Source organism: Micromonospora sp. NPDC049799, from assembly GCF_040656655.1.
In the GTDB taxonomy this organism is placed as follows: Bacteria; Actinomycetota; Actinomycetes; order Mycobacteriales; family Micromonosporaceae; genus Micromonospora.
On the sequence record NZ_JBFAMU010000001.1, the window covers coordinates 12,793 to 38,567 of the forward strand.

Annotated in this window: 23 protein-coding genes and 1 pseudogene; 7 read left to right on the plus strand and 17 right to left on the minus strand. The window is 70.7% G+C overall.

Annotated elements, in window-relative coordinates:
• Positions 1-24: 24 nt before the first annotated feature.
• A complete protein-coding gene (locus tag AB0I76_RS00075) occupies positions 25-621 on the minus strand; it encodes a TetR/AcrR family transcriptional regulator (RefSeq protein ID WP_357027447.1) in 597 nt (198 codons plus the stop codon).
• A 69-nt stretch (positions 622-690) separates the two neighbouring features.
• Here AB0I76_RS00075 and AB0I76_RS00080 point away from each other — a divergent pair, with 69 nt between their 5' ends.
• On the plus strand, positions 691-1,065 hold the full coding sequence (locus AB0I76_RS00080; RefSeq protein ID WP_357027450.1) for a nuclear transport factor 2 family protein: 375 nt from the start codon (positions 691-693) through the stop codon (positions 1,063-1,065).
• A 153-nt stretch (positions 1,066-1,218) separates the two neighbouring features.
• Here AB0I76_RS00080 and AB0I76_RS00085 read toward each other — a convergent pair whose 3' ends face one another.
• Together AB0I76_RS00085 and AB0I76_RS00090 are read right to left on the minus strand one after the other, a co-directional pair.
• Positions 1,219-1,641 carry a PRC-barrel domain-containing protein gene (locus AB0I76_RS00085; RefSeq protein ID WP_357027453.1) on the minus strand — a complete coding sequence of 141 codons (423 nt, stop codon included), beginning with the start codon at positions 1,639-1,641 and terminating at the stop codon, positions 1,219-1,221.
• A gap of 103 nt (positions 1,642-1,744) precedes the next feature.
• Positions 1,745-2,416, minus strand: coding sequence for a putative glycolipid-binding domain-containing protein (locus tag AB0I76_RS00090; RefSeq protein ID WP_357027455.1), 672 nt, complete (start codon positions 2,414-2,416; stop codon positions 1,745-1,747).
• A 536-nt stretch (positions 2,417-2,952) separates the two neighbouring features.
• On the opposite strand from AB0I76_RS00090, the pseudogene AB0I76_RS00095 reads away from it, so the two are divergent.
• A pseudogene (locus AB0I76_RS00095) lies at positions 2,953-4,053 on the plus strand (sigma-70 family RNA polymerase sigma factor); the annotation flags it as partial.
• A 459-nt stretch (positions 4,054-4,512) separates the two neighbouring features.
• Here AB0I76_RS00095 and AB0I76_RS00100 read toward each other — a convergent pair.
• From AB0I76_RS00100 to AB0I76_RS00115, 4 genes are all read right to left on the minus strand, one after another.
• Positions 4,513-4,884, minus strand: a complete 372-nt coding sequence (locus AB0I76_RS00100) for a DUF1330 domain-containing protein (RefSeq protein WP_357027458.1) — start codon at positions 4,882-4,884, stop codon at positions 4,513-4,515.
• A 180-nt stretch (positions 4,885-5,064) separates the two neighbouring features.
• Entirely contained in the window at positions 5,065-5,211 is a 147-nt protein-coding gene (locus AB0I76_RS00105; protein WP_357027461.1) for a hypothetical protein, read from the minus strand.
• 155 nt (positions 5,212-5,366) lie between these two features.
• Entirely contained in the window at positions 5,367-6,455 is a 1,089-nt protein-coding gene (locus AB0I76_RS00110) for a Rieske 2Fe-2S domain-containing protein (RefSeq protein WP_357027464.1), read from the minus strand.
• Positions 6,452-7,276, minus strand: a complete 825-nt coding sequence (locus AB0I76_RS00115) for a c-type cytochrome (RefSeq protein WP_357027467.1) — start codon at positions 7,274-7,276, stop codon at positions 6,452-6,454. Before AB0I76_RS00115 ends, AB0I76_RS00110 begins: the two co-directional genes overlap by 4 nt.
• A 220-nt stretch (positions 7,277-7,496) precedes the next feature.
• On the opposite strand from AB0I76_RS00115, the gene AB0I76_RS00120 reads away from it, so the two are divergent.
• Complete coding sequence (locus AB0I76_RS00120) at positions 7,497-8,012, plus strand: YetF domain-containing protein (protein WP_357027470.1); 516 nt, start codon at positions 7,497-7,499, stop codon at positions 8,010-8,012.
• A 72-nt stretch (positions 8,013-8,084) separates the two neighbouring features.
• Here AB0I76_RS00120 and AB0I76_RS00125 read toward each other — a convergent pair whose 3' ends face one another.
• The 5 genes from AB0I76_RS00125 to AB0I76_RS00145 all read right to left on the minus strand — a co-directional run bounded on the left by AB0I76_RS00125 (position 8,085) and on the right by AB0I76_RS00145 (position 12,684).
• Positions 8,085-8,483, minus strand: a complete 399-nt coding sequence (locus tag AB0I76_RS00125) for a MerR family transcriptional regulator (protein ID WP_357027613.1) — start codon at positions 8,481-8,483, stop codon at positions 8,085-8,087.
• 65 nt (positions 8,484-8,548) lie between these two features.
• Positions 8,549-10,048: a SulP family inorganic anion transporter gene (locus AB0I76_RS00130; RefSeq protein WP_357027473.1), complete on the minus strand. Its 1,500-nt coding sequence runs from the start codon at positions 10,046-10,048 to the stop codon at positions 8,549-8,551.
• A gap of 849 nt (positions 10,049-10,897) precedes the next feature.
• Positions 10,898-11,644, minus strand: coding sequence for an ATP-binding protein (locus tag AB0I76_RS00135; RefSeq protein ID WP_357027616.1), 747 nt, complete (start codon positions 11,642-11,644; stop codon positions 10,898-10,900).
• Between the two features lie 5 nt (positions 11,645-11,649).
• The gene (locus AB0I76_RS00140; protein ID WP_357027476.1) at positions 11,650-12,015 is read right to left on the minus strand and encodes an STAS domain-containing protein; all 366 of its coding nucleotides are present in this window, start codon (positions 12,013-12,015) and stop codon (positions 11,650-11,652) included.
• A 159-nt stretch (positions 12,016-12,174) separates the two neighbouring features.
• Positions 12,175-12,684, minus strand: coding sequence for a MarR family transcriptional regulator (locus AB0I76_RS00145; protein ID WP_357027479.1), 510 nt, complete (start codon positions 12,682-12,684; stop codon positions 12,175-12,177).
• A gap of 50 nt (positions 12,685-12,734) precedes the next feature.
• Between AB0I76_RS00145 and AB0I76_RS00150 the strand changes: the two genes are divergently transcribed.
• From AB0I76_RS00150 to AB0I76_RS00160, 3 genes are all read left to right on the plus strand, one after another.
• The gene (locus tag AB0I76_RS00150; RefSeq protein ID WP_357027482.1) at positions 12,735-13,532 is read left to right on the plus strand and encodes a potassium channel family protein; all 798 of its coding nucleotides are present in this window, start codon (positions 12,735-12,737) and stop codon (positions 13,530-13,532) included.
• The gene (locus AB0I76_RS00155) at positions 13,510-14,685 is read left to right on the plus strand and encodes a PP2C family protein-serine/threonine phosphatase (RefSeq protein ID WP_357027485.1); all 1,176 of its coding nucleotides are present in this window, start codon (positions 13,510-13,512) and stop codon (positions 14,683-14,685) included. Before AB0I76_RS00150 ends, AB0I76_RS00155 begins: the two co-directional genes overlap by 23 nt.
• Before the next feature lie 65 nt (positions 14,686-14,750).
• The gene (locus AB0I76_RS00160) at positions 14,751-15,086 is read left to right on the plus strand and encodes an STAS domain-containing protein (protein WP_357027488.1); all 336 of its coding nucleotides are present in this window, start codon (positions 14,751-14,753) and stop codon (positions 15,084-15,086) included.
• Positions 15,087-15,128: 42 nt separating this feature from the next.
• On the opposite strand, the gene AB0I76_RS00165 is transcribed toward AB0I76_RS00160, so the two are convergent.
• The 4 genes from AB0I76_RS00165 to AB0I76_RS00180 all read right to left on the minus strand — a co-directional run bounded on the left by AB0I76_RS00165 (position 15,129) and on the right by AB0I76_RS00180 (position 18,237).
• Positions 15,129-16,331: a DUF2254 domain-containing protein gene (locus tag AB0I76_RS00165; protein ID WP_357027491.1), complete on the minus strand. Its 1,203-nt coding sequence runs from the start codon at positions 16,329-16,331 to the stop codon at positions 15,129-15,131.
• Positions 16,332-16,469: 138 nt separating this feature from the next.
• Entirely contained in the window at positions 16,470-17,396 is a 927-nt protein-coding gene (locus AB0I76_RS00170) for a mechanosensitive ion channel family protein (protein WP_357027494.1), read from the minus strand.
• Positions 17,397-17,504: 108 nt separating this feature from the next.
• Entirely contained in the window at positions 17,505-17,759 is a 255-nt protein-coding gene (locus tag AB0I76_RS00175; protein WP_357027497.1) for a GlsB/YeaQ/YmgE family stress response membrane protein, read from the minus strand.
• A gap of 46 nt (positions 17,760-17,805) precedes the next feature.
• Positions 17,806-18,237: a hypothetical protein gene (locus tag AB0I76_RS00180; protein ID WP_357027500.1), complete on the minus strand. Its 432-nt coding sequence runs from the start codon at positions 18,235-18,237 to the stop codon at positions 17,806-17,808.
• A 365-nt stretch (positions 18,238-18,602) separates the two neighbouring features.
• On the opposite strand from AB0I76_RS00180, the gene AB0I76_RS00185 reads away from it, so the two are divergent.
• Positions 18,603-20,132, plus strand: coding sequence for a metallophosphoesterase (locus AB0I76_RS00185; RefSeq protein ID WP_357027619.1), 1,530 nt, complete (start codon positions 18,603-18,605; stop codon positions 20,130-20,132).
• 43 nt (positions 20,133-20,175) lie between these two features.
• On the opposite strand, the gene AB0I76_RS00190 is transcribed toward AB0I76_RS00185, so the two are convergent.
• A complete protein-coding gene (locus tag AB0I76_RS00190; protein ID WP_357027503.1) occupies positions 20,176-25,542 on the minus strand; it encodes a hypothetical protein in 5,367 nt (1,788 codons plus the stop codon).
• Positions 25,543-25,775 lie beyond the last annotated feature (233 nt).

A 25,775-nucleotide genomic window follows, 5' to 3' on the forward strand; every position in this document is an offset into this window, starting at 1 on the left:
GGAGTGGCAGGAAGCCGTCGCTGATCAGGGCTCGCGGGCACCGTACACGCGCAGGATGCTGTGGCGCAGCGCTGCCGCCGTCTCCGCGGTGGTCATGCGGCCGGCGGCGACCTCGCCGCCGGCCGCGTGCCCGAGCGCGATGGTCGCGGAGACCAACCAGGCCGGGCTGAGGGTGCCGTCGAACTCGCCGGTGGCCTGGCCACGCCTGATCAGCCGCTCCAGGCGTTCGATGACCGCGGCATGCTGACGGTCGGAGTCCGCCTGGTCAACGGCGGTCACCGAGGGGTGCAGGAGCAGCGGGTACCGGTCGAACAGCCGCCAGGTGACGTCCAGCCAGTGCAGCAGCGCGTCGGTGACGGTGCCGCTGTCAACATCGGCGGCGTCGAGGGCGGCGACGGCTTCGGCGGTGATGCGCTCGATGACCGCGGCCACCAGCAGCGGCCGGGACGGGTAGTGGGCGTAAACGGTTTGGCGGGTGACGCCAGCTGCGGCGGCGACCTGTTCCACCTTCGCGTCTGGATGCCGACCGAGCACCTGGACGGCGGCGTCGAGCACAGCGGCGGCGCTGCGCTCGGCGTCCGAACGCCGCCGGCGGCGCCGACCACCCGTTATCTCCGACACGTTGTCTAATCTACCGCCTGGCATTATCGTATACACGATGTCAAAGATAAGCTCAGTCAGGGAGATCGCATGACGCCCCGTACCGATCTGACCGGCTATCTGGTCCGCTATCCGCAGGAGGCAGGACTGGGCGACGAGGATCCGGCGACTGTGCTGGACCGCTACCACACGCCGGACTATGAGCTGGTCAACGACGGCGTGCTGCTGGACCGGAAGCGGCTGCTGGATCACATCCGTCCGGCCCGTAGACGGGCCGCTGGTCTCCGTGTCGAGGTGGAGCAGGCGCTGGTGGACGGCGACCAGGTCGCCGCCCGGTACCGGCTTATCGCAGAGCTGCTCAAGGGCGGCACCATCACCACGGAGATCTACATGTTCGGGGAGTTGGCTGCCGACGGCCGACTGCGCCGCGCCATCCAAGCCACCCGGACGATCCCATCCGCATAGGTCCACAGGTACGCCAACCGGCGCTTCGACGGTGATGCCCACCGTGAGGTTCGCGCCCGCCCGATTGGGGCTCTGGCTTGAAACGTCTGGTGCCTCGCTCGGCACCCGGTGGCGTGCCGGTGTGGTCCGGCACGCCACCATGCCTACCGACCCCTAGAAGCGGTGGAGGGGATAGCTCGGGTAGACGTAGCCGGCTCCCCAGTACGGCGGGTATCCGTAGTAGCCGTACAGGGACTCGTAGTACTCCGACTCGTCGACGAGGTCGGGGTCGTAGCGCGGCGCGTCGGACACCCGGTCCCGGGACTCACTCACCCATACGGTGTCGTCGGAGATGTTGGTGACGGCGTCGACCAGTATGAACGAGTGGGTGGCGCCCAAGCCGAGGATGCCGCCGTGTTCCACCCGCAGCATCCGCACCTTGTGCTGCTGGCTGTCGACGAGCAGGTCGTCGACCTTGCCAAGGTCGTTTCCGTCCCGGTCGCGGACCTTACGCCCGCGGATGTCCCGGGCCGGGTCGGCGAGGACCTGGCCGCTGTCGCTGATTCTGGTCAGCGCGATGGGGCTCTGGCGCTTCATCGTGGTGTCCCTTCCCAATGCCGGTTGCCCGCAGGCTGTCCGGCTGCCACTACCGTGTTGGTGCGGCGGGCAAACGGCCGAGCCGACCCCGCCATGCTCACAGTCAGGCGAGGTCGATCGGTGCTCGTCGGGCGACGCCGGGCCAGTGATTGACGTATCCGTCTCTGTCGAAGGAGATCGTGGCGTTGCCGGTTTCGGACTCGATGCGCACACCACCGCCGGGCAGCGGCTGCCGCTGGCTGTTGACGACGACGACGGCCAGGGACGGCGGCACGACCAGGCCGACCCGGGCATTCGTCGGGGCCCCTGCGGCGCTGTGCCGCCGTGGCAGCGTGGCGAACAGCGGTGCGCGGGCGACGGCGATCTCGCCGACAGCGTCGAGGCGGTCGGTGTCGTCGATGCCGGCCAGTGGCGCTTCCGGCCGTCCGACACGGCGTAGTGCGGCATCGAGATCGCCGCTCTCGTGGGTGTCAACCCGCCACTGTGCGGCGTCGCGCTGCAGGTGTACCCGGCGGCGCCAGCCGGCACCCTCGGCGCTGACCGACAGCGTGATGCACCCGCCGTCGGGGTCTCGGCGCAGGCGGTAGTGCAGGCAGTAGGGCAGGATGCCGCCGGTGACCGTGACGCCGTCAGCGGCATTGAGCTGCTGGTCGACGACTGCCAGGTCGGTCCCGACAACGTCGAGGCGTTGCCACAGCAGCGCACGGCCCAGGGCCGGATCGAGCAGGGCAGCTTGCTCCTGTGCAGTGTCCCTGGTGAGGGTGAGGCCGAACATGTTCGTCTCCCTTCGTCGGTCGTGGCGGCTGGCTCTACCCGTCCCGGTCGCCTCCGACGCGCGGCCGTCCACGGTTTCCGTGGCGATCTGCCCTCGGTCAAACGTGCCTCCGGGTAGCGCCAGGACGGTCCGGCACCGACCAGAAACGAGCCGTCCGACCATCTGCGGCATCCGCAGGCGGCGACGTGTCCGTGCGTCAGTCACTGCCGACAGCTGAGGCACCAGATGGCCGCAGGGCGTTCGTGGGACCCCTCCGCCGAGCTGCGGGGGTGGACGACCGCCTCCTCGGCCTGCCGCTTTGTCGTTGCACGGCCCGATGACAAGTCCGTGACGATCTCCCAAAGACGGTTTCCGGCCGGGCGTCGAGGAGACTGCTGAGGTCGAGGCACCGGACGGCAGGCACAGTACCCAGCGCCCGAATGGCAGGCGCGATTCCTCAGGAACCCGTACCGGCTCCGCGACCGCCCGTGCGTGCGCGGCTCGCGGCCGCACGGTTCCGACGACTGCCGTCACCCCTCGACGACCACGGGAGCGACATGTCTTCGATCGACGCTGTCCTGGACACCACTGCCCCCGCCGACGTCGGCGTCGGCGGGACCGGGCCGCGGGAGCAGGCGACCGTCGCGGCGATCCGCCGGCTACGCGATCCGCGCTGCGCCGGGCAGGAGCGCGACCGCCTGCGGCAGTCCGTGGTGTGCTGGCACCTGCCGCTGGCCCGACGACTCGCACGGGGCTACCAGCACCGCGGCGAGACCCTCGACGATCTGCAGCAGGTCGCGGCGCTGGCGCTGGTCAAGGCGGTGGACGGATACGACCCGAACCGGGCGAGCAGCTTCACCGGCTACGCCACCCCGACCGTCCTGGGCGAGCTGAAACGGCACTTCCGGGACCGGGTGTGGAGTGTGCACATGCCGCGGCGGCTGCAGGAGCGGTGCCTGGAGGTCACGCGCGTGCGCGACGAGATGACGCAGCGCCTGCACCGGCCGCCATCGACCGGCGAACTCGCCGCCGCCCTCGGAGCAGGTGAGGCGGAGGTGCGCGCGACCGAGGGCAGCATGTCGGCGTATCGGGCGGACTCCTTGAACCGGCCGGCGGGGCTCGACGGCGGCTGCGATCAGCAGGACCTGCTCGGCGCGCGAGACGAGGCCCTGGAAGCGGTGTGCGACCGGGTGACGCTGCACGCCGCCGTCGAGCGCCTGGCACCCCGGGCCCGCCACGTGGTGCGCCGATACTTCTTCGGCAACCGGACCCAGGCGCAGATAGCCGCCAAGCTGAATACCTCGCAGATGACGGTGTCGCGGGTACTCACCCAGGCCCTCGCCGAGTTGCGTGCGGTGCTGTCCGAACGGAAATCGGAACTGCTCCCCGTCGGGAGCGGCGGCGGGGACCTGGGCGTGCGGACGTATGACGCCGGCCGGGGTTGCACCGTGGTGACGGTTGACGATGTCGTGGACGCCGCCGCGGCAGCGCGCCTCCGGCAGCTGCTCATGGACGTGGCGCTCGCCCGGCGGCCCCGCATGCTCGTCGTCGACCTGCGTCACACAGGGCGCCTGCCGATGGTTGCCGCCCGGGCCCTGCTCGACGCCCGCCACGCCTGCGGACACGTGCGATCCCGCATCTGCCTGGTCAACGTCACCGCCGAGGTGTACCGCACCCTCTGTCGCACAGGCCTCAACCGATTGTTCGACGTCCGCCCCGTAACGGGGCCAACTACCGGTCGTACACCTGCTCCGCCCGCCACAGTTGGCGACCGCACCGCAGCTGCCCACCCGACCGGCGCGGTGCGGTACCGTGCCCTCGACGCGTCCCGACCGCCCGCTCATGTGCCAATCGGAATCGGCCAGCGGACCCCGGTCGTCGCCCTCCGCGCCCTGCCGGTACCGCCTGTCGCGATGGCAGGAGCCTCCCCGTCCATTCCTGCCGCAGCCGCCCGTACCGCCCGGTTCACACGGCCTCCTCTGCACGCGACCAGACCCCGCCGCAGACCAGTACCGAGGTGTGCCGGTACGACCTGGCCTGTGGCGGTCACGTCGCTGCGGAACCAGCCATCGATCGCCTCGTTGCCGGCCGGGGCCGCGCGCCTGCTCGCCAGCCGGTCAGCCGCTGACCCACGGCGAGGTCGGCTGCAGGACCGCCTCCCGCAGGGCGATCGTTCGCCACCGGGTGACCTCCTGGTACTCAGGGTCGGCCACCATCCGGCTGAAGGCCGTCCGGCTCGGGTACCGCACGAGCAGCACGGCGTCCCACGCCTGGCCCTCCTCGGCCACCAGGGCCGGGCCGCCGTCGCCGGCGTAGAGCACCTCACCGCCGTGGCGCGGCAGAAACGTCTCCCGCAGCGCGGCCGCGTACCGCTCATACGACGTCCGCCCGCCGTCGGCGAAGCGTAGGAGGTTGAGCATCACCACGGGCGCGTCGGGATCGGCGGCGAGAAACTCCTTGAGGTCGCGACCGGTCGGGTCGACTGCCATCGTGGTGTCTCCTGTCGTCGAGGGTGGCGACATCAGACCACAGGTTCCCGGCGTCGGGAACCACCAGGCGCCGACGGCGCACTCGCGTCCACGAAAGACGTGACAGGGTGACAAGGGGTGCGGCTTTTCAGGCCGTGCAGCTCAGTAGGTTTCAGCGGCTGGGAAGCGAACCGGCCTCGTTCAGTGCGTGACGCGGTAGCCGCGGAAGTCGTACTGATACAGGCCGGCGGCGTCCGAGCCCGGACGGCCGGTGGTGGGGTCCTCCCGCAGCACGTACACCATCCCCCGTTGCGGCGCGGCGGTCCTCGTCGCGGGCGAGGCGGTCATCGGTTCCTCCAGCGGTTCGACGTACACCGGTTGCAGATCGATCTAAAGCCGACGGTTTCCGTCGAGCGGGCCCCCGTGGAACTCGGCGACGTCCTGTCGGTTCACGCGGCGCCCTCCGGCCTCGGTTGCGTCGTCCGTCGGTCGAGTCCTGTTGGTCAGGGACGTTCCCAGAAGTCGGGGCCGATGGGTTCCTGGTAGTCGGAGGAGGCGACGAAGAAGCCCTCGTCGTCGACCTCGATGGGGAGTTGCGGGAGACGCCGGCTGGCGGGGCCGAAGATGGGTCTGGCGTTGTCGGTGATCAGGAACTGCGACTGGTGGCAGGGACAGAGCAGGCGGTTGGTCTGCTGTTCGTAGAGGCTGGCGGGGCAGCCGGCGTGGGTGCAGATCTTGGAGTAGGCGATGTAGTTGCCCCACATCCAGTCCTGCTTGCCGACCTCCTGGTTGTTCTCACGCGCCCGCAGGGCGTCCAAGGGTCGTAGATGGATGAGCAGGGTGACGGAGTCGGCGTACTGGTTGCTGACGCCGTGTGGGATGCCGGGGAAGACGGTGACCTGCGCTCCGGGGAGCAGGTCGGAGGGGCGTACCGGCCGGCCGTCCTCGCGGACCAGACGGACGCGGGTGACGGCGCCCTGCTCGTCAGCGGGAGCGAAGCCGGTACGGAACAGTTGGTTGTCCTCGTGGGGGTCGGAGATGAGGCCGCCGACCAGGGGCGCTGCGGCGACCGCACCGACGGGAACCAGGCCCGCCAGCAGGGACACACCCAGCAGGGGACGGCGTCTGACCCCGAGTTCGTCGGCCATGTGCAGCATGGTCTGACCGGTGATGACCCGATCGTCGGAGGTGACCGCCCCCTCGTGGCGGTCCTGGATGGACACCTCCTTGGGCAGCAGCTTCTTGCCCCACACGAGGATGCCGAACCCGACACCCAGCAGGGCGATGCCCATCGTCGTCCCCAGCAGGGGGGTGTAGTACTCCTCGATCTCCCCCAGGAGGCGGTACCGCCAGGGCCACCAGATGAACACGGCGAGGAAGGCGGTGCTGGCCAGGCCCGCGGTGAGGAAGAGCAACGCGACGGTACGGACCAGCCGCCGTTCGGCCTTGGAACCGGCGACGATCTGCGGCTCGTAGTGGACGATCTCGATGTCGTCGCGGCGGGCGCCCTCGCGGACCACCTCGAACCGGGACAGCGCCCGATCGGTGACGTCGACCGGTTCGCGGCTCTGTTGGGTGCGGTGCTCGGTCACGACTTGCCCGCGATCCAGAGGCTGGCGAAGACCAGCGCGACGATGCCGACCAGGAAGATCGCCAGCCCCTCGGTGGAGGGACCGTAGCGGCCGAGGTTGAACCCGCCGGGATCGTGGTCGGTCTGGATGACCTGCTGGATGTAGGCGATGACGTCCGCCTTCTGCTCCGGCGTCAGGGTGTTGTCGCCGAAGATCGGCATGTTCTGCGGACCGCTCAGCATGGCGGCGTAGATGATCCGGTCACTCGCCGGGTAGAGGCTGGGAGCGTACTTGCCGGAAGACAGGGCCCCGCCACCGCCGCCGAAGGCGTGGCACTGCGAGCAGTTGACGCGGAACAACTCGCCGCCGCGGGCGAGGTTGGCGTCGTCGACCAGCGCGTCGACGTTGTCCGGCACCACGGGTCCCACGCCGAGGGAGTCGATGTACGCGGCGAGTTGACGTACCTGCTCGTCGGTGTACAGCGGGGGTTTGCGTTGCGCCTGGGCCTCCTGGCGGGCCAGGGGCATCCGGCCGGTGCCGACCTGGAACTCCACCGACGCGCCACCGACGTTGATCAGACTGGGGCCGCGCCCCTCGACGCCCCCGGCGCTGCGGCCGTGGCAGGTGATGCAGCCGACTTCGAACAACGCCTCGCCCTCGGCCGCGGCGGCGCTCAGCCGAGGCTCCTCCTGCGCCTGGGCGGCGGGCGTGAACAGGGTGTAGGCGCCACCGGCCAGCACCAGCGCGATGACCATCCGTACGACGCCGGCGGTCCGTCGTCGGAAGCGGCTGAGGCGGGGTCGTTCCCCCGGCCCGGTGGAATGACGGCGTGGGTTGCGCATGACGTCCTTCTGTTTCGCAGGCGGGCGGCTGGGCGACTGCTGCACGTTCTTATACCAAAATGCGGCATTCGCACTAGTCATGCGGGCGCTTCACGCCGCTACCCGTCTTCGGAGCACCAACGCGCACCGGCCCCTTTTTCGGGCGGCTGCTCTTGTCGCGCGGGGAGGCTCGCGGATCGCCTCTCGCGTGCCGGGCGGACATCGTGGGTACGGCACTGCGATGCTGCTGAAGAATCCCGCCGACCTGCTCCGGCTGGCGGTCGTCGCGCTGATCGTCTACCCGGCGCTGGTAGTGATCCTGCGGCTGTCCGGTAAGCGAACCCTGTCCAAGCTCAACGCGTTCGACCTCGTGGTCACCGTCGCGTTGGGTTCCACCCTGGCCACGATCCTGCTGTCCCGCGACGTCTCCCTGGTGGAGGGGATCCTCGCGTTGACGCTGCTGGTGGCGCTGCAGTACGTCGTTGCTCTGCTCGGCGTGCGCTGGCCGTCGTCGCAGCGGCTGATCAAGGCACGACCGACCATGCTGCTGCGCGACGGGCGGATGCGGCACGCCACCATGCGCCGCCTCCGGGTCGCGGAGAGCGAGATCCGCCAGGCCGCGCGTAGCCAGGGCGTGGGCGACACCCGGAGCCTCGCGGCGGTGGTGTTGGAGACCGATGGAAGCCTGAGCGTCCTCACACGGTCACGGCTGGGCGACGGCAGCAGCCTGGCCGACGTCGTCGACCATGGCCGGTAGCGGCGCTCCTCGAGGAGGCCGTTCCTCATGGCGGGCCGGCTCCCCGAGGCAACCGCACCCCGGGCGGCCGGTTCAGCGGTCTCGTTCCGGCAGGTGACCGCCATGGTGGTCGAGTTTGGCGCGGAGTGTTCCGGCGAAGCCTTCGGCCGTGGCGAGTTGCTCGCGCAGCGCGGTGACGCGGGTGGTGGCGGCGGTGTGGAACATGTCGAGCCGGTCGAGCAGGGCGGCCCGGTCGGTGCCGGTGGCGGTGTCGAGGGCGTCGAGGAGGGCGAGGAGGTCGCGCATCTCGTCGAGGGTGAAGCCGAGGGGTTTCATGCGTTTGACCACCGCAAGGCGGTCGAGGTCGGGTTCGGTGTAGAGGCGGAAGCCGCCCTCGCTGCGCGCGGAGGGGACGATGAGGCCAACTTCCTCGTAGTGGCGGATGGTGCGGATGCTCAGCCCGACCCGTTCGGCTGCCTCGCCGATCTGCATGAGCCGGCCGGTGACCGGGCCGGAGGCGTGCCGCCCCGGCCCGGTGTCGCGGCCGGTGGCGGCCATCAGTGGCCGACGCCGAGTTGGCCGGCGAGGGTGTCGTGGATGCGGGCGCTGGGCTTGTTCAGCTCGATGATCTCGACGGTCTTGCCCCGGTTGGCGTACCGGGTGGTGATCGCGTCGAGGGCGGCCACGGAGGAGGCGTCCCAGACGTGGGCGTGGGTCATGTCGATCACCACCGTGTCAGGGTCGCCCGCGTAGTCGAACTGGCCGACGAGGTCGTTGCTGGAGGCGAAGAACAGCTCACCGTGCACGGAGTAGATGCGGGTGCCGCCGTCGGGGTCCAGGACGCTGGTGACCTCGACGAGGTGGGCGACCCGCCGCGCGAAGATGACCATGGCGGTGAGCACGCCGGCGACGACGCCGACGGCGAGGTTGTGGGTCGCCAGGGTGGTGACGACGGTGGCCACCATGACGATCGTCTCGCCGTACGGCATCCGCTTGAGCGTGGCCGGGGCGACGGAGTGCCAGTCGAACGTCGACACCGCCACGATGATCATTACGGCGACCAGGGCGGCCATCGGGATCACCGCGACCACGTCTCCGAGGGCGACGACGAGGATCAGCAGGAACACGCCGGCCAGGAACGTCGACAGCCGGGTACGGGCACCGGACGCCTTCACGTTGATCATCGTTTGGCCGATCATGGCGCAGCCCCCCATGCCGCCGAAGAACCCGGTGACGATGTTGGCCACGCCCTGACCCCAGGACTCGCGGGTCTTGCTGGACGAGGTGTCAGTGATGTCGTCGACCAACTTCGCGGTCATCAACGACTCCATCAGCCCGACCAGCGCGATCCCGAGGGCGTACGGGGCGATCAGGGTGAGGGTGTCCATGGTCCAGGGGATCTGCGGCAGGCCGAGGGTGGGCAGGCTGTCCGGCAGGGCCCCCTCGTCACCGACGGTCGGCACGGCCACCCCGACGGCCACGGTGACCACGGTCAGCGCCACGATGGCGACCAGCGGCGCCGGGACCGCGCGGGTGAGCCGGGGGAGTCCGACCATGATCGCGAGGGCGACGGCGACGAGCGGGTAGACCAGCCACGGCACGCCGAGCAGGTGCGGCACCTGAGCGGCGAAGATCAGGATCGCCAGGGCGTTGACGAAACCGACCATGACGCTGCGCGGGATGAACCGCATCAGCTTCGCCACGCCGAGCACCGCCAGGAGGATCTGGATGGCGCCGCCGAGGATCACCGCCGCGATCAGGTGGTCCAGCCCGTGCTCCTTCGCCAGCGGCGCGACCACGAGGGCGATCGCGCCGGTCGCGGCGGAGATCATCGCCGGCCGGCCACCACAGATCGCGATGGTCACGGCCATGGTGAACGAGGCGAACAGCCCCACGCGCGGGTCGACCCCGGCCAGGATCGAGAAGGAGATCGCCTCCGGGATCAGCGCCAGGGCGACGACCAGGCCGGCGAGGACCTCGGTGCGGAACACCCTCGGCGACAGCCAGGACGGACGGGACGGGCGCGGCCGGGAGACCGCGGACATCACAGAGGGCATACAGCCATTTCCACTCGGGCGCATCGCGGACGCGCATGGTTCCAGGCCCCGAGTCGGGGCAACGCAGCTGCTCGCTGCCTGGCGACGCTCGGCTTCTCGTATTCGACCCCTGCGGGCGGCGTCGCCGAGCAGCACCATGGTCACTGCAAAGGACACCCTGGTCCCGCCGATGACCGCGATCGAACCCTACCCTCGCGTGAGGGTAGGGTCTGCCGCCCGTGATGATCATCACGCGCCCTGGCGGCAGGCCCGAGGCCGAGCAGGGGCATGTCCGTGAACCTCGGGGCCTCCGGTGGCGCCATGGCTGTTCACCATCGTCCGTCGCGCGGTAACGAACCATCTGCGGGACCTGTACCGGCAGCCCGACCTGGTCGAGAGCGACGAGGCCGTGGACGACGACGTCGCCGGTGTGCTGGACCGCAGGCAGGTCAGCGAAGGGTTGACCGGCACCCACGTCGCGTTCTCCGTGATGATCGTCATCGGCCTGTGCTGGGCGGGTGTCGCCGGCTGGGCCCTCGGCCGCCGACCGTTGTTCGCCGCGGACCGGGTGATCTCCGCCGGCCTCGCGCTCACCGCCAGTGTTCTCGTCACTCTCGCCACCGTGGCGATCACCCTGGCCCGGGGCAGCGTGGTGGGACTGCTGGCCGGACGGCGTTGCTCAGCCGCCGATGGGATCTTGAGGAACGGTCGGACGTCGACGTGCCACCCCGACGTCGGGAGGGTCACGATCGATCGCTCCTGCCCGTCGGTCCGCTGGCTCTGGCCCTGCGCCACCTCTCCACGAACAGGCGCGCCGCGGCGGTGGCCACAGCCCTCGCGGCGGCTCTCGTCGCCGGAATCGTCCTGCTGTCACGCTGACGGCGGCAGCGCCGGGCTGTCGATCTGCGCCCAGACGGTCTTGCCGTCGCCGAAGGCGAAGAAGCCCCAGTCGGTCGCCAGGGCATCGACGATGGGTAGGCCCCGGCCGCCTTCGGGTAGCTGACCCGAATCCGTCACCACGGCCGGGCGCGGAGTTCCGACCGCCCGGTCCCGGACGCTGATCCTCAGGGACCCCGACAGAGCCGTGGCCGTGATGTCGACCTCGGTTGCGGCATGCAGAACCGCGTTGCTGATCAGCTCCGAGGCGATCACCATCGCCCGGTCGGCTGTCGAGTGCATGCCCCAGGCCCGGCAGTGTGCGGCGACCAGGCGGCGAGCGGCGGCGGGCGACTGCCGGTCGGCGGGCAGGCTCAGGTGCGCCCGGCGGGGATCGACTGCTTCCTGCCGGGCGGGACCCTGAACGGTGGCTGTCCTGAGCGTCGTCTGCCTGCCGAGGGTGGCGTGCAGCAGCCGGCCGGTGGGGGTCAGGGAGTTCACCGACAACACCAGTTCCGGTCCGTTCGTCCGGTCGGTCGCCCACCTGCTGAGGAACGCGGCGACGGTTGCCGCGTTCGAGGTCGGGATCGCATTCAGATCGAGGACGAGGGCCAGCGGAGCGTCGAGACCGCCCTCGAGCAGCAGATCGGCAAGCCGTGGTTCCTGGTCAGGGGTGAGGGTGCCCATGAGGGTGATCGTGGTGCTGCCGCCGTCGAGGTCGCGGAGGATCCGCCAGGTCATCGGAGTCACGAGTGCCGTCCGCGGGCCGACGAGCCGTAGATCGTGCCGGTGGGTGTGGTGGCGGGACGGCTGAGGGTGGCCGCGACGCCGGCGACGCGGAGTACCTCGGCGACGATGCCGGTGGCGTTGCGGAGGATCAGGACGCGTCCCTGCCGGGCGGCCAGCCGGTGGGCGTCGACCAGTTCCTTCACCGCGCTGGAATCGATCAGGGTGGTGTCTCGCAGATCCACGATCACCCACTGGGAGGCGGTCGCCGCCAGGGTCGACTCGACAGCGGCGCGTACGTGACCGGAGAAGGCCATGTCCATTTCTCCGGCCAGGAAGAGGGTCCTCGGCGTAGGGCCGTCGCCCGAGGTCCGGATGGTGAACACGAGGAGTGTCTTCGCCTTTCCCGATCCAGGTCTTCGCTGACGGATACCTGCACGGTTGCAGCTAATGCGGATCGGATGCAACCGTAACCTCCCTGGTCGCGAATGAGCAGGGAGGGGCCGCCCTCGCGGGCAGGGGCTCCGGCGGTGCGGCCCGGGAGCCTAGGGAATCTCGGCGGACTGCTCCCAGCGCTGCCACCACTGGTCCTCCGTGGGCTCGCCGGCCGCGATCACCAACGCGTTGATCAGCTCGGCGGCCGTCCGGTGCCCGGCGCCAACCGCCTGCACCAGGCGTCGGATCTCCTGGGTCCGGTGTCGCATGACGTCGCCCACCAGCGTCTTGCCGGCCTCGGTGAGGGTCAGCAGAGCCACCCGTCGGTCCGAGGGCCGCTGGTGCCGAGCCACCAGGTCCCGGCGTACCAGGCGGTCGCACGTCCTCGTCGCCGTGGACGGGTGCACGTGCAGCGCGGCCGCCAGGTCCACGGTGCGCAGCGGACCGCAGGAGGCGAGGACGACCAGGGTCCGGTACTGCGACAGGGTGACCTCGACGTCCAGGGTCGCCAGGGTTCGAGCGGTGATTCCCACCACGGTGCGGCTGAGGGCCGAGAGTCCGTCGACCAGTTCCTCGCCGCCGGCCGTCGACCGGACATCGCTCTCCGCGTAGAGTTCCACTGGAAGATGATTGCACGTGTACACGCAAAACGTTCGGGGTGGAGCCGTTCATGCAGACGAGCAACCACACGCTCCCGGTCGACCGCGCCACGAGGTGGGAACACCGCACGGCGCTGCCGCTGACGATCCTGTCGGTCGTCTTCCTGGTCGTCTACGCGGCACCCATCCTCCGGCCCGACCTGGACCGGCCGTGGCAGCGGGTGTGCGAGGTCGCCACCGTCGTCATCTGGCTGGTGTTCTGGGCCGACTTCCTGGTGCGCCTGACGCTGACCGACCGCCGGCGGAGGTTCCTTCGGCAGCACCTGTTCGACCTGGCCGTACTGGTCCTGCCCGTCCTTCGGCCGCTGCGGGCACTACGGCTGATCACCGTGGTGCTGACCCTCAGCAGGCGGACGGAGACGTGGGCCCGTGGTCGACTCGCCGTCTACGTCGGTGTGACCACCACGCTGCTGGTGCTGGTGTCCGCGCTCGCCGTGCTGGACGCCGAGCAGTCGTCCGCGGAGGCCAACATCGCCTCCTTCGACGACGCCCTGTGGTGGGCGACGGTCACCATCACCACCGTCGGCTACGGGGACCACTATCCGGTCACCGTCGCCGGGCGCTTCGTCGCTCTGGGGCTCATGGTCGGCGGCATCGGTCTGATCGGCTTCGTCACCGGTTCGCTGGCCACCTGGATCGTGGAGCGCGTCTCCGACAAGGGGCAGCCGCCCGCCGCCACGAGTGAGGACATCGCCGTCCTCCGCGCCGAGATCGCGTCCCTGCGTCGGCAACTCGCCCCGCCGGCGCCGCGGAGCGGCGACGACGACGAGCAGGAGTTGCGCACCGATGCGTCCCATCCCTCCCGCTGACCGTACCCAGGGCAGGGAGCCAGCCGCCGGTCAGCACACCGACGGTCGCGTCTCCAGTGGTTCCACCCGCTGGCGGGGGCTGCCCCTGGCCCTGGGGTTCATCGCGACGATCCTGCTGGTCGACGTCGTGGCCGGCACGCAGGCCGTACTCATCGGCTTTCTCAGCCTGGCTCCGCTGTTCGCCGCCGCCGTCGACACCCCCCGCCGCACCGCCCTGGTCTCGGCCGCCGCGATCTCGGCGGCGGTGGCCGCCGGACTGCCCAGCGGAATGCTCGGCGGCCTCGACCACCTGCTCCGGGTGGCGGTGGTGATCGCCGTCAGCCTGATGGCGGTCTACGTGGCACGGGCCCGCACCGGGCGAGAGGAACGGCTGCGCCGGATGACCGAGATCGTCCGGGCCACGCAGGCCGCGATCCTGCGCGAGCCGCCCCGGCGGGCGGCCGGAGTCCAGGTCTCCGCCCGGTACGTCTCCGCCCACGAGGAAGCCGGTGTGGGTGGCGACCTGTACGAGGTTGTCGCCGACCCGGAACAGCTCCGGATCATCGTCGGTGACGTCTGCGGCAAGGGGCTCGACGCGGTGCGGCTGGCCGCCGCGGTGACCGGGGCGTTCCGCCAGTCGGCGATCACCCGGTCGAACCTGACGCAGGTGGCGTGCGACCTGGACGACCTCGTCGGCCGGGAGCCGGTGCCGGCTCGGGGCACGACGTTCGTCACCGCGGTCCTGGTGGAGCTGCGCGGGGCCGAGATCCGTCTGGTCAACTGCGGTCATCCCGCGCCGATTCTCCGGCACCGCTCGGGCGAGCTGGAGGAACTCGGTACGCGTCCGCCGGACCGTCCGCTGGGCCTCGGCGGATCCCGGTCGGCGGCGACCGTGCACCGCTGGGAGGTCGGTGAGCGGCTGCTGCTGCACACCGACGGCCTGGTCGAGGCACGTGACCGCGCCCGGACCTTCTTTCCGTTGGCCGCGCTTCGGACGTGCCTGGCGGGGCCGAGCGTGGACGCGTCCCTCGACGCGGTGTGGAACGCCGTGCGCCGGCATGTGGGCGGTGAGCCCCATGACGACATCGCCCTGCTGCTGGCCGAGCGCCTGCCCGCGACCGAGGGATCGGGGCCGTATCCCCGCAGCCTGGTCCGCGAGACCGGCGCCGGGTAGCCTTGTCCCAGGGTTTCATGTATGGATGCAGGTATCCGGTGCCTCGGCCTGGACGGGAGAGCAGCGTGGAGTTGTCGACCGACACGATCCGCACCGGCTCTGCCGTACGGATCCGGCTCAGCGGCGAGATGGACGTCGCCACGAACGGCCTCGTGCACGACGCGGTCCTCGCGTCGTTGACCTCCGACTCGGTACGGCAGGTGGTCCTCGACCTCGCCGACCTGACCTTCATCGACTCCTCCGGGATGGGCACCCTCGTCGCCTGCCAGCGGGCCGTCGACGTGCGCGGCGGGACCCTCCGGCTGGCGAACCTCACACCCTTCGTCCGACGCCAGCTCTTCGCCGCCGGCCTGCTCGGCCTCCTCGGCGGGATGGAGAGCGACCCGGCCGGCGGAGCCTGACCAGCCTCGCGTCGGTGGCCGCCACCGACGCCCTGCAGGTCGTCAATGGTCGTCACCGCCCGGCGGTAGCCGACGGCTGATCGCCGTCCGGTGTGCGGGAAGCGCGACGGTTGCCAGATCGCGGAGTACGGCGTCCAGCAGCCGCGCGACACGGGGCTGCTGACCGGAGACGAGTCGGATGTCGTCGACGATCATGGCCAGGAGATCGTCGTACGGGACCCCGTCGACCCGGACGCGGACCCGACCCTCGTCGTCGCGGACGACGTGAACCGGGTCGGGGCGCGTCGCGAGTCGACGGAGGAGGTCGTGTGCCTCCTGCACGGCCCGTACGGCGGTGGTGACGTCGTTGACCGCCGGGGACAGCGCACGTTCGGCGATGTCGGCCAGCTGCCGGAAGCCGAAACCGACGTCCCGTCCGGGGACGCGCTCCACGCCGATGGTCACGCCCTGGTCGACCCGTTCGGCGGGGACCGTGCGAGCCGTGCCGCCGGCAAGCTGGTGTACTCGCACCAGGGGTGAGCCCGCGACGACGAAGTCCCCCAGTGCGGGGACGACGGTGAAGGCGCAGTCGTACTCGCGTGCCAGTCGAGCGAGCAGCGCGAGATCGACATCGCTGACCATCCCGGGTTCCGGGGCCGGCGCGGTCTGCGTGACCGCGCCGGGCACCACCACCGCCTGTTCGTCCGGTGGGGGAAGGTGGTCGATCGACCGTCGGGTCTGCGCGCCGATCGAGGCGATGATGTGCGACACCCGCATCACGGTGGTGATGTGGTGCAGGTAGTAGATGAAGAGGCCGGTGCTGGCCAGGACCAGCGACATGGCCACCGCGAGCGACAGGTCCGGGAACCGCTCCGACTCGCGATCCGGTAGCGCGGCGAGCACCACCATGGCGAACAGGAAGGTGGCGACGAACGTCCCCAGCGTCGCCTGGATTGCCCGATCCTGCAGGAAGGTCCGGAGCACCCGGGGGGAGTACTGGCTACTGGCCAACTGCAGGGCCACCACCGTGATGGAGAAGACCAGTGCGGTGAAGGAGATCATCGCCGTGATGATCGCCGACAGCAGCGACCGGGCCCCTTCGGGTCCGCTGGGCAGGATCCCCTCGACGGGAAGGTCCAGTTGAAGCTCCAGCACCGACAGGCCGACCGCCGTCGCCACCGCGCCCAGCGCGAAGACCGCCGGCACGAGCCAGAAGCTCTCCCGGACCGCGGCGAGCCCCGCGGACAGGGTACGGGGACGGCTCACCAGGTCCACTTCCTCGACGTCACCCGCTCATCGTGGCGCACTGCGTGCGAACGTGCGCCCCGTCCGCCGTGCTGGCCTGGCCACCCTGATCGGCGCTGGGACGGTCGTCCTCGTCCGCCGGGGGAGAGGCGGCGACCGTCAGCGGTTGTCGGCGTGGACGGTGAGGGTTTGCGATGCCTGCGGTGGGTGGATGGTGATGTCCTGCGTGATCGACGCCACCCGTATGCCGTTTTCCGCGAAGCGGTCCAGCACCCGCCGGGTGACCTGGTCCTTGACCTGTCGGGCGGCCCGTACCGGCACCACGAACCGTGCCGACAGCTCGACCCAGTTGGAGGTGGCGCGGACGAACACGCGGGGATCGACCTCCGCCTCGGCCACCGGGTAGCGGTGGCGCATCTGCTCGATGGCGCGTCGCGCCTCGACCGTCGAGGAGATGTTCTGCGCCTCCTCGCACAGGATGCGCTCCGCCAGGTGCCAGTCGGCCTCATAGGGGACGGGCAGGGCCAGTTCCTCCCACAGATGGTCCAGCACCGTGCTGCTGTTGTAGACCGGTGTGTTGAACACCAGGCGGTTCGACAGGGACACCACCCGTCCCGTGTACTGACGGCCGCGAATCCAGGAATCCGGGTCGGAGGAGGAGCCGCTCTCCAGGATGCGGGTACGCAGCGGAGTGATGTCCAGGACGTCGCCGCGTACGCCGCACATCTGGATCCGGTCACCGACGCGGTACTGCCGGCCGGTGAGGATGCTGATCCACCCGGCGAACGCGCCGATGACTTCCTGCATGGCCAGTGCGAGCCCGGCGGCGAGCAGGCCGAAGACCACGCCGACCCGGCCGGCGAACGGTCGCCAGAGCAGGGCCAGCGCGAACAGCAACGCCACGACGGTCAGGTAGTGCACCGCCTTGCGCAGGTAGTAGCGGTTGGTGGTGTCCTCCACCCGACGGGTGGCCAGACGTCCGGCCAGTACGGCGAGCACGATGGCCAGCACGATCAGCACGAGGCTGGTCACGAGGCGACCGCTCACGCTGCTCGTGTCCCAGACAGCCTCCAGGAACCGCTCCATGCTGATTGCCCATCGTCTTCGGCGGCGACCCGCGATGCGGGCCTGTCGCGTCGTTTCCACCATAGGCAGCCGCCAGCGGCGGAATCCCGGAAACGGCTTGGCGGGGAGCTAACCTCCGGAGCGACGACCGGCGCCGGTGGCGGCCAGGATGACGGTGAGGCTGGCGCAACCCGCCTGGGCGATGAAGCCGGGAAGGCCGAGACCTCGGACATCGACCCCGCTCAGCACGGCGACGACGGTGGCGAGTAGCGCTGCGGTGACGCCCAGGACCGGGGCCAACCAGCGCGGAATGGCATCGCGCGCCGGTACTGCCAGGTGACCGAGCGCGCCGGCGACCAGACCGACGACGATGGCGCCCAGCATTGCACTGACTGTCATTGCTCCTCCCGTGTAGGTGGAATCGGGTGGCTCACTCCCAGGTCCTCAGCGCCTGCGCGACGAGTGCGGGCCTGCCCTCGAAGGCCCGGTACGGGCCGGGCGGCCCGAGGGCGTAGTGGTCGGCGAGGTCACGGTGGGAGAACCGGATCACGGTGCCCTGCACGGTCACCAGCTGCGGCGGAGCCGGCGCGGACGGGCCCGCCGACAGCACGAGCAGGATCCCGTTGGTCAGGTCCACGTCGCGTACGACGAAGGCCCTGTCGGCGATGACCCGGTCGACGGTGGCGGTCACGGTGAGCCGGTCGCCCACCTCCGCCCGGGCGATGGTCCCCAGTCGGGTGGCCGGCGCCGGCTCGGGGCTGGGCTGGGGGACCGCGGGCGGGTTCGTGCAGCCGGCGGTGAGCAGGATCACCGCCGACAGCGCTGCCAGGGCCGGATGCATCGGGCCGAGCCACCTGTCCACCAGCGATTCCTTCCCCTCAGTGGTGCCGCCTGTTCAAGGACTTCCCGCGCATGTGGCGACCCGACCGCGAAACCATGACGGTTGCGTGACCATCTCGCCGGCGGTTCGGTCGCGGCCCAGTGATGGTCCGGTGGCCGCGACATGAATCTGGCCGGTGCCCATCCCCGCGGGTAGCCTGACAGCCACACGGACTGCTGCATGCATACATGTTTCGTGGGCCGAGCACCGCGGACGGAAGACGGAGGTCCAGCAGGGTCGGGCCGGAGCCGTGGTGCTGCGCTTTCCGCCTCCCCTCCTTCCCCGCAACAGATCGGACTCCGACCGTGACTCCACACCCCGGTGCCCGTCGGTCGCCCTACCGCCTGGTGGTGCCCGTGCTACGGCGCACCGCGACGGGTGCGTCGCGAGTCGTCCGTTCCCGGTGGTCCAGGCGGATCGTGACCGCGGCGGCTCTGGTGACCGTCACCGTCGTCGGTGTCACCATCGGCGTCCTGCTGGGTGCCCGGGGCGAGAGCGACGTAGGACCGTTCCGGGTGGCGTTCCACCTGACCCTCGGCACCGAGGGGGGCACCGAGGTCGCGGTGCCACCCCTGGGCTCACTCTTCGTCGACAGTCACGACGGCCCGGCCCAGCTGACCGTCCGCCTCGACTCGCTGGACCAACGACGCACCGAAGCGCTGATCAACGATCCCGCAGCCCTGGCGCAGGCCGGAGACACCGCGCCGCAGGACCTCCGCGACGCGCTGGTCCGCCTCGGGCTGCGTACGCTCGGAGCGTCAGTCCTGGTCTCGATGCTGCTGGCGGCCGTGACCCTCCGGTCCGTCCGCCGGGTCGCCTGGTCCGGCGGTCTTGCCCTGCTGATCACCGGCAGCACCCTCGGCGTGGCCGCCGGAACGCTACGACCGCAGGCGTTGGCGGAGCCGCGCTACGAAGGGCTGCTGGCCAACGCCCCCGCGCTCATCGGTGACGCCCAGCGCATCGCCGACGACTACGGCCGCTACGCCGAGCAGCTGCAACGGCTGGTGGGCAACGTCGGAAAGCTGTACGCCACCGTGTCCAGCCTGCCCATCTACCAGGCATCCCCGGACACCACCCGACTGCTGCACGTCTCGGATCTCCACCTCAACCCGGCCGCCTGGCCGGTGATCCAGACCGTCATCGAGCAGTACGACATCGACGCGGTGATCGACACCGGCGACATCACCGACTGGGGCAGCGAACCCGAGACGAACTACGTCTCCATGATCAGCCAACTCGACGTGCCCTACGTCTACATCCGCGGCAACCACGACTCGCCCCGCACCGCAGCTGCGGTGGCCAGCCAGCCGAACGCCGTCGTGCTGGACAACTCCGTCACGGTCGTCGCCGGGGTGACCATCGCCGGCATCGCGGATCCTCGCTTCACCCCGGACAAGCGGGACGCTGCCTCCGGTCCCTGGGACGAATCACCGACGACGGTCGAGGGCACCGGGGAGCTCCTGGCCACCACGATCCGCGCCCTGGACACACCCGTCGACATCGCGCTGGTCCACGACCCGGCGGCCGCGCCAGCGCTCAACGGTGCCGCGCCACTCGTGCTCGCCGGTCACACCCACCGCCGAGAGGTGACGGTACTGCCACCCACCGACGGGATGACCACGCGACTCGCGGTGCAGGGCTCCACAGGCGGGGCGGGTTTGCGCGGACTCGAAGGCGACGAGCCGACTCCGCTGGCCATGTCGGTGCTGTACCTCGGCCCGGACCAGCAGCTCCAGGCGTACGACGACATCCGGGTCGGCGGCACCGGCACGGCGCAGGTCAGCCTCGACCGGACGGTGACCGACGAGGCTCCGCCGATCAGTGCCGCCGTGCCGTCGACCGCGCCCACCCCGGTGGGTCGCCCCAGCGACCGGTAGGTCCACCGGCTTAGGTCAGCGGCGCCGACCGCGCGGGGATGGGTCACCGCTGACGGCCGATGCGTGCGATCCTGCTGCGCAGCGCGCCGATGATCGCCGCATGGACCGGGTGCATCGCCTCCTGCTCGTCCACCGACAGCAGGTTTCCGGCCGCCGCCCGGCGTAACGCCGCAGCGAGTCGCGCGCCGTCCGGCTTCGCCGCCAATTCGGCGAGGATCGGTTCGCAGGCCGTTTGCTCCCGCAGCCCGCCGGTGTAGGCGGCCGCCACCGCGGCGATCGCCGTCTCGTGGTCCGCGACCACCTGGTCCAGGCCGAACAACTCGGCTACCGGGATCCGGTATGCGGCTCGCACCGCATCGGCGACCGCCGCCGCCGCCCGGCGCGGGGTGCCGATCACCTGCGTGACAAGTTCCCCGAACCGCACGCCGGGCACCTCCTCCACCACGGCGACGATGCTGTCCAGGGTGGGAATGACCCGGGCGCCGTCCGGCTGGTACAGGTGCGGTGCCACGTACCGGACCGTCAAGTCGGCCGAGGCGTCCTGACCGTCCAGCCTGCAGACGACCGCCGACGCGAGCAGATGCGACGCCTTGGCGGTCGACGTCTTGGCCGGTCCGTCACCGATCGCGAAGTAGTAGTGCTCCAACGCGATCAGTGGAAGGCTGACATCCTGGCTGTCCATCCCCTCGTACGCGTCGGCCAGCGCCTGCAGGCGCCACGGGGCCTCCGGCGCCAGCGCTCCTGCCGCCCGGTCCAACGCCACGTCGAACCGCGCCCGAGTCTCCGCGTCCAGGTTGCCCGAGATCACCGCTCGCACCTCGTCGTTCACCTCTGCGACCTCGGCGGTGCGTCGAAGAGGGCTTAGCAGCGTGACCCGGTCCAGGCTGTGTAGGGCGAGCTCGACGCGACTCGCGCCGCGCAGCTGCATGTTCGCCGCGAGATCGTCGTGGAAGTCGAGGGCCAACTCCCAGTCCCGCAGGGCAGCTGCGGCCAGCAAGCCGAGGGTCAGCAGCTGGTCTCGCACCGTGGACGGGTTCACCGGGTCGGTGCGGCTGGGTAGGTCCGGCTCGCCGCGCAACTCGTCGCGCAGCGGTGCCAGCTCCGCGAGGACCTCATCCCAGCGGCGCAGGTCGTTGAGGAGCTGCAGCCGCCGCCCGAGGTCGAATCGCTGGCTCCACGGCCCGAATCCGGCCCGCCGGCGATGCGCGATGGCCTGATCGGCGTACGGCAGCGCCTCGGTGAACTGCTTGCGGACGCGCAGCAGGCCGCTGAGCTCCGCCGCCCGCAGACCCGCCCGTACGTTGTCGTCAGCGTCCACCGCAGCGCGGTAGTCCGTCTCGGTAAGGGCCAACCGATCCTCCTCCGGGCAGCCCCGTACCTTGTCCCGCCACCGAATCGTCCCCAGCACGCGGCGAATGACGGCGGCATCGGCGGGATGAAGCTCGGTGATCAGGGCGGCATCGTCCCGCTCGCCGCCGACAACCCGGCGGATCGCCGCGGCCAGCCCTCCCGCGTCGGTTCCCGGATTCATCGGCTGCAGGATCGCGGTGAGCTGGCGGTCCGCCTGCGCGTCACCTGCCGCCGCCATAGCGATCATCGACATCAGACCCTCCCAGCGCGGCAGGTTGCCGGTCAGGTCGAAGCCCTGCTCTTCGGCGGCACGCCGGACGTCAGCGAGCAGTCCACGGAACTGTTCCTCGGCCCGGCTGCGACACTGCTCCGACGCCTCGGCCCCCCGAAAGATGCGGTCCTGTTCCGCCGGATCGGCGGCGAGCAGCGCGTGGACCACCTCGCGGAAGCGTACGCCGTCGACCCGCTCGACCCGGGCCGCCAGCGTCGCGAGGTCGGCCGGCAGCCGGCTCTGCCCGTAGGTGTGCAGATCGGTGGCGACCGTGTGCAGGAACCGGGACAGCAGGGCCGACCCGGTGATCCGGGTCAACAGCGCGGCGGCCAGATGGTGGCCGAGCTGTCCGGCCGGATCGGTGCCGAGTTTCCCGAGATGGTTGCCGAGCAGTTGGTGCCCAGCGGCGAGGTCGGCGGCGAGCGGATGCCGGTAGCCCAGCCGCAGCGCGGTCTGTTCCAGGGCCACCGCCTCGGTCAGGTTGCCCTGCTTCGCGGCGAGCAGGGCCTGGGTGCCGATCACCCGGGACAGGCTCAGCTCCGCGCCGTGATCGTCGAAAACCCGCTGACAGTACGTCAGCACCTTCCGGGCCTCGTCGAAGCGACCAAGCTGGATCAGTGCGTTGGCGTCGTTGAACCAGAAGAACGCGACCTCCGCCTCGGCGGCACCCCGCCGCTGGACGCTGTCGAGGAGAAGCTGGTTGTGGTCGAGCGCGACCTGCCACAGTTCCAGGGTCAGGGCGGCACTCACCGCGAGGCTGAGGGCCGCCTGCCGAACGATCCAGGCCACTTCGCCCTGCGGCGGCCCGCCCGGCGCGGTCGGCTCCGTCGACAACGTACGCAGCTCGTCGAGGACCTTGGTCACCTCGGTCAGTGCCTGCCCGGCCTGGCCGCTCTCGTGCAGCACCTGCAGCCGCGTCACCCGGGCTCCGGCCCGTCTCCATGGACCCGCGCGCTGGACCAACTGCTCATGTCGCTCGGCCAGCTCCAACGCTTCGGCGAGCCGTCCCTGCTGGTGCAACTGGTTGGCCAAGGCGTTGGCGGCGAACGCTGCCGTCTCCTCATCAGGATCGGACAACGCCTGCCGCAGCAGCCGTTCCGCCTCGACCGGGTCCAGGGGTTGCAGCGCCTTGGCGACGACCAGGTCCCGTCCGGGTGTGGCGGGGTCCAGGGCAGCGGCGTAGGACAGGGCGATCCGCGCGGTCCGCGGACTGGTGTCGCGGACCAGCGCCGCGCCGAGGCATCCGGCCGCGCGGGCGAAGCGTGACTGCCGGAGCAGGTACGGCACCGCCGCGAGAAACGCGCCGACCACCACCGAGGTGCTTTCCCGGTCGCCGCGGTCTTCCTGCGCCTGGGCGATCTGGTGCCAGGCGTCGGCAAGAGCGAGGTCCACCGCGCTGGCGACGTGCGCCGGCGTGTCGGCCCGTACCGTCGCAGCGACGGTCGGGTGCAGGTCGTACCGGATCACGTCGGTGGCACCTGTCCCGTCGACACCTGCCGGCATCGAGGTGCCCACGAGTGTCCGCCGCTGGGTCAACGCCGCGGCGGCGAGCACGGACAGCATCGCGTCGGACGGTGGGGCCGCGCCCTGCCGACCCACCGTTTCCCAAACGTCCGCCCAGACAACGCGAAGGGTGCCGGGGAGACGGTGTGCCGGCTCGACCGCCGCGAGCATCTGCACCATCAGCAGCGCCGCCGGATCGAGCCGCCGCGTCGTTTCCCGGGTCCAGCCCGTCAGCGTGTCGCCGAGCCACTGCTCGCCGCCGGCCGCCTGACCGGTCACCTGGAGCAGGCGGGCCAGTTCCGCCGGGTCGACCGCCGCGGCGTCGGCCAGCTCCAGCAGCTTCGGATGACCCTGCGCGGCGGCCAGCACGGCAGTCACCAGCGCCCTGTCCAGGCGGTACGCCGATTCGTGCGCCGACGTGGAGCCGGCCGAACCGGGTCGGCCGGCGGGATCGTCGATGTGCAGCAGCCGCCGAAGGTTGGGCAGTTGCCGGACCAGGACACGCGCCTCGCTGTCGGACAGCGGTTGGACGCTCATCTGGCGTACCCCGGCACCGATGGGCGCGGCCGGCGGGATCCGGCTGGTAACCAGCAACCGGGTCGGTCCCGAGCGGGCAGCGAGCACGGTGAGTAGGTCCGACCAACGTCGATCACGCCACTGCCCGCCCGCAGTCAGGAGCGACTCGGCATTGTCCAGCACGAGCAGGGTCCGGTGCCGGTCGCACCGGTCGAACAGGTCGGCGGCCGCCTCCAGCCACCCCTGCTGATCGTTGGCCGCGACGAGCGGGGAGGCCACGGCGTCACCGACATGACAATCGACGGCGTCGACGAAGGCGGCCACCGTGTCCTGCTGGTCGGCGTCCCGCTCGGGAGCGGACCAGAACACCACCCTGTCGAAGTCGTCCCGATGCCGGTGCACGAGTTCCACCGCGCAGGCCGTCTTGCCCACCGCCGCCATCCCGGTCAGGACGATGACCGGGTTGCCGCTGTCCGGTCGCAGCCCGGCCCCCGCGACCGTCATCACCTGCTCCCGGCCGACGAACCGGTCCGGCGCCGCGGGCATGGACCCGGTCGACGGTGAGGTGAAGCCCGTCAGCGGGTCGATGGCGACCGGCTCTGTGATTGTCGGCGCGACCAGCAGGTCCGCTCTGACCACGGTGACGTCGTCCGGACCGATCAGCACCGGCGCTGCCAGCGACAGCGCCGGCCGGGCCGCCGACACGCCCGCCGCAGCGACCTTCCGGACCGCCTGCGCCGCCGCCGTGCCGGCATCCGATCCGCCGTCGAACAAGGCGGTGTAGAAGGCGATGGCCACGTCGCCGGCGACATCGTCGGTCACCGGGTAGCGCATGGCCAACACGGTGCAATCCAGCTCCCGGGCCAGCCGCACCCCCAGACTGGCCGGCACGGCGGCGAGGTCCGTCACCTGAGTCCCGGGCTGGTCGAGATCCACCCAGCGCGGTGGCGCAGCCGCCGACTCGCACGCCGAGACGAATACCAGCCGCAGCCGGCCACCGCCCGGACGGAGCAGGTCCACCAGGGACGAGGCGTCGATCTCGTCCGGCGCACCGCCCGGACCTTCCAGCAGCAACCCGCTCTGCCGTCCGTGACCGGACAGGTGCAGCACGTCGGGGCCACCGTCGCGTGCCATCCGGTCGGCCAGCACCTCGCGGGTCACGCCCCACTGAACGATCTCCACATCGACCGGGCGGTTCAGCTTGCGGATCAGGCTGGTCAGCTGCTGCCGCTCCGAGCGCAACCGCAACGCGGTCGATCCGGTGGGCAGGCTGAACACCGCCAGGAGCCGTACACCGGTAGCCGATGGCATCGTCGTGGGGGCGCTGTCAGCGTTGACCGTGAACGACACCTGCACCCTTTCGCTCCGAGCCAGTGGGACGCCGTCCAGGTGGGCCAGCTCCAAGGGGAGCGCGGTCAGGAACGTCGCCTCAGCCACCCGAATCCGCAGGCGCACCGGAGTGTGTCCGCCAAGCTCCGCCATGACCCCCGGGCCGAGGACCTCCAGCGCTATGAACCCGCCGAGCCGAGCCACGACCTCAGCGGCACTCGCCACCCGCCGGTCCGGCTCCGCGCGCCAGCTCAGGTACGCGTGCAGGTCGGTAAGGGCAGCAACCTCCCAGCGCCGCCGGTCGAGTGTGACGGCGTGTTCGGCGAGCTGCCGTCCGGTGCCCGGATCGACCAGCACCCATCGCCAGTGCAGCGGATCGATCACGTCGACAGCGCAGAGGTCCAACCGTCGTACCGACGTCTGCTGGTCGGTGTCAACCATGGCTCTCCCATCGCTGAAAGGGCGGTTGTCGGGCGAACGGTGTGCCTCCACACTGGCACGGTGACCGAAGAGGAACCCAGCCGTGACTGGCCACCGGAACAGCCCGATCGGTGTCCCATCTGTCAGGTCCCGCCCGAGGCCAGACACCTCGACACCTGCCGGTTCACCGGTATCTGGCAGGAAAGACGCGACCGGCGTAGGTAGCGCGACGGCACCCGGCTGACCTGCCTGTA

Bases quoted from the DNA above. Each gene is read 5' to 3' on its own strand.
- AB0I76_RS00080 (WP_357027450.1), top strand. From the start codon at position 691: ATGACGCCCCGTACCGATCTGACCGGCTATCTGGTCCGCTATCCGCAG.
- AB0I76_RS00085 (WP_357027453.1), bottom strand. From the start codon at position 1,641: ATGAAGCGCCAGAGCCCCATCGCGCTGACCAGAATCAGCGACAGCGGC.
- AB0I76_RS00090 (WP_357027455.1), bottom strand. From the start codon at position 2,416: ATGTTCGGCCTCACCCTCACCAGGGACACTGCACAGGAGCAAGCTGCC.
- AB0I76_RS00100 (WP_357027458.1), bottom strand. From the start codon at position 4,884: ATGGCAGTCGACCCGACCGGTCGCGACCTCAAGGAGTTTCTCGCCGCC.
- AB0I76_RS00105 (WP_357027461.1), bottom strand. From the start codon at position 5,211: ATGACCGCCTCGCCCGCGACGAGGACCGCCGCGCCGCAACGGGGGATG.
- AB0I76_RS00115 (WP_357027467.1), bottom strand. From the start codon at position 7,276: ATGCGCAACCCACGCCGTCATTCCACCGGGCCGGGGGAACGACCCCGC.
- AB0I76_RS00120 (WP_357027470.1), top strand. From the start codon at position 7,497: ATGCTGCTGAAGAATCCCGCCGACCTGCTCCGGCTGGCGGTCGTCGCG.
- AB0I76_RS00125 (WP_357027613.1), bottom strand. From the start codon at position 8,483: ATGCAGATCGGCGAGGCAGCCGAACGGGTCGGGCTGAGCATCCGCACC.
- AB0I76_RS00130 (WP_357027473.1), bottom strand. From the start codon at position 10,048: ATGCCCTCTGTGATGTCCGCGGTCTCCCGGCCGCGCCCGTCCCGTCCG.
- AB0I76_RS00135 (WP_357027616.1), bottom strand. From the start codon at position 11,644: ATGACCTGGCGGATCCTCCGCGACCTCGACGGCGGCAGCACCACGATC.
- AB0I76_RS00150 (WP_357027482.1), top strand. From the start codon at position 12,735: ATGCAGACGAGCAACCACACGCTCCCGGTCGACCGCGCCACGAGGTGG.
- AB0I76_RS00155 (WP_357027485.1), top strand. From the start codon at position 13,510: ATGCGTCCCATCCCTCCCGCTGACCGTACCCAGGGCAGGGAGCCAGCC.
- AB0I76_RS00170 (WP_357027494.1), bottom strand. From the start codon at position 17,396: ATGGAGCGGTTCCTGGAGGCTGTCTGGGACACGAGCAGCGTGAGCGGT.
- AB0I76_RS00175 (WP_357027497.1), bottom strand. From the start codon at position 17,759: ATGCTGGGCGCCATCGTCGTCGGTCTGGTCGCCGGCGCGCTCGGTCAC.
- AB0I76_RS00190 (WP_357027503.1), bottom strand. From the start codon at position 25,542: ATGGTTGACACCGACCAGCAGACGTCGGTACGACGGTTGGACCTCTGC.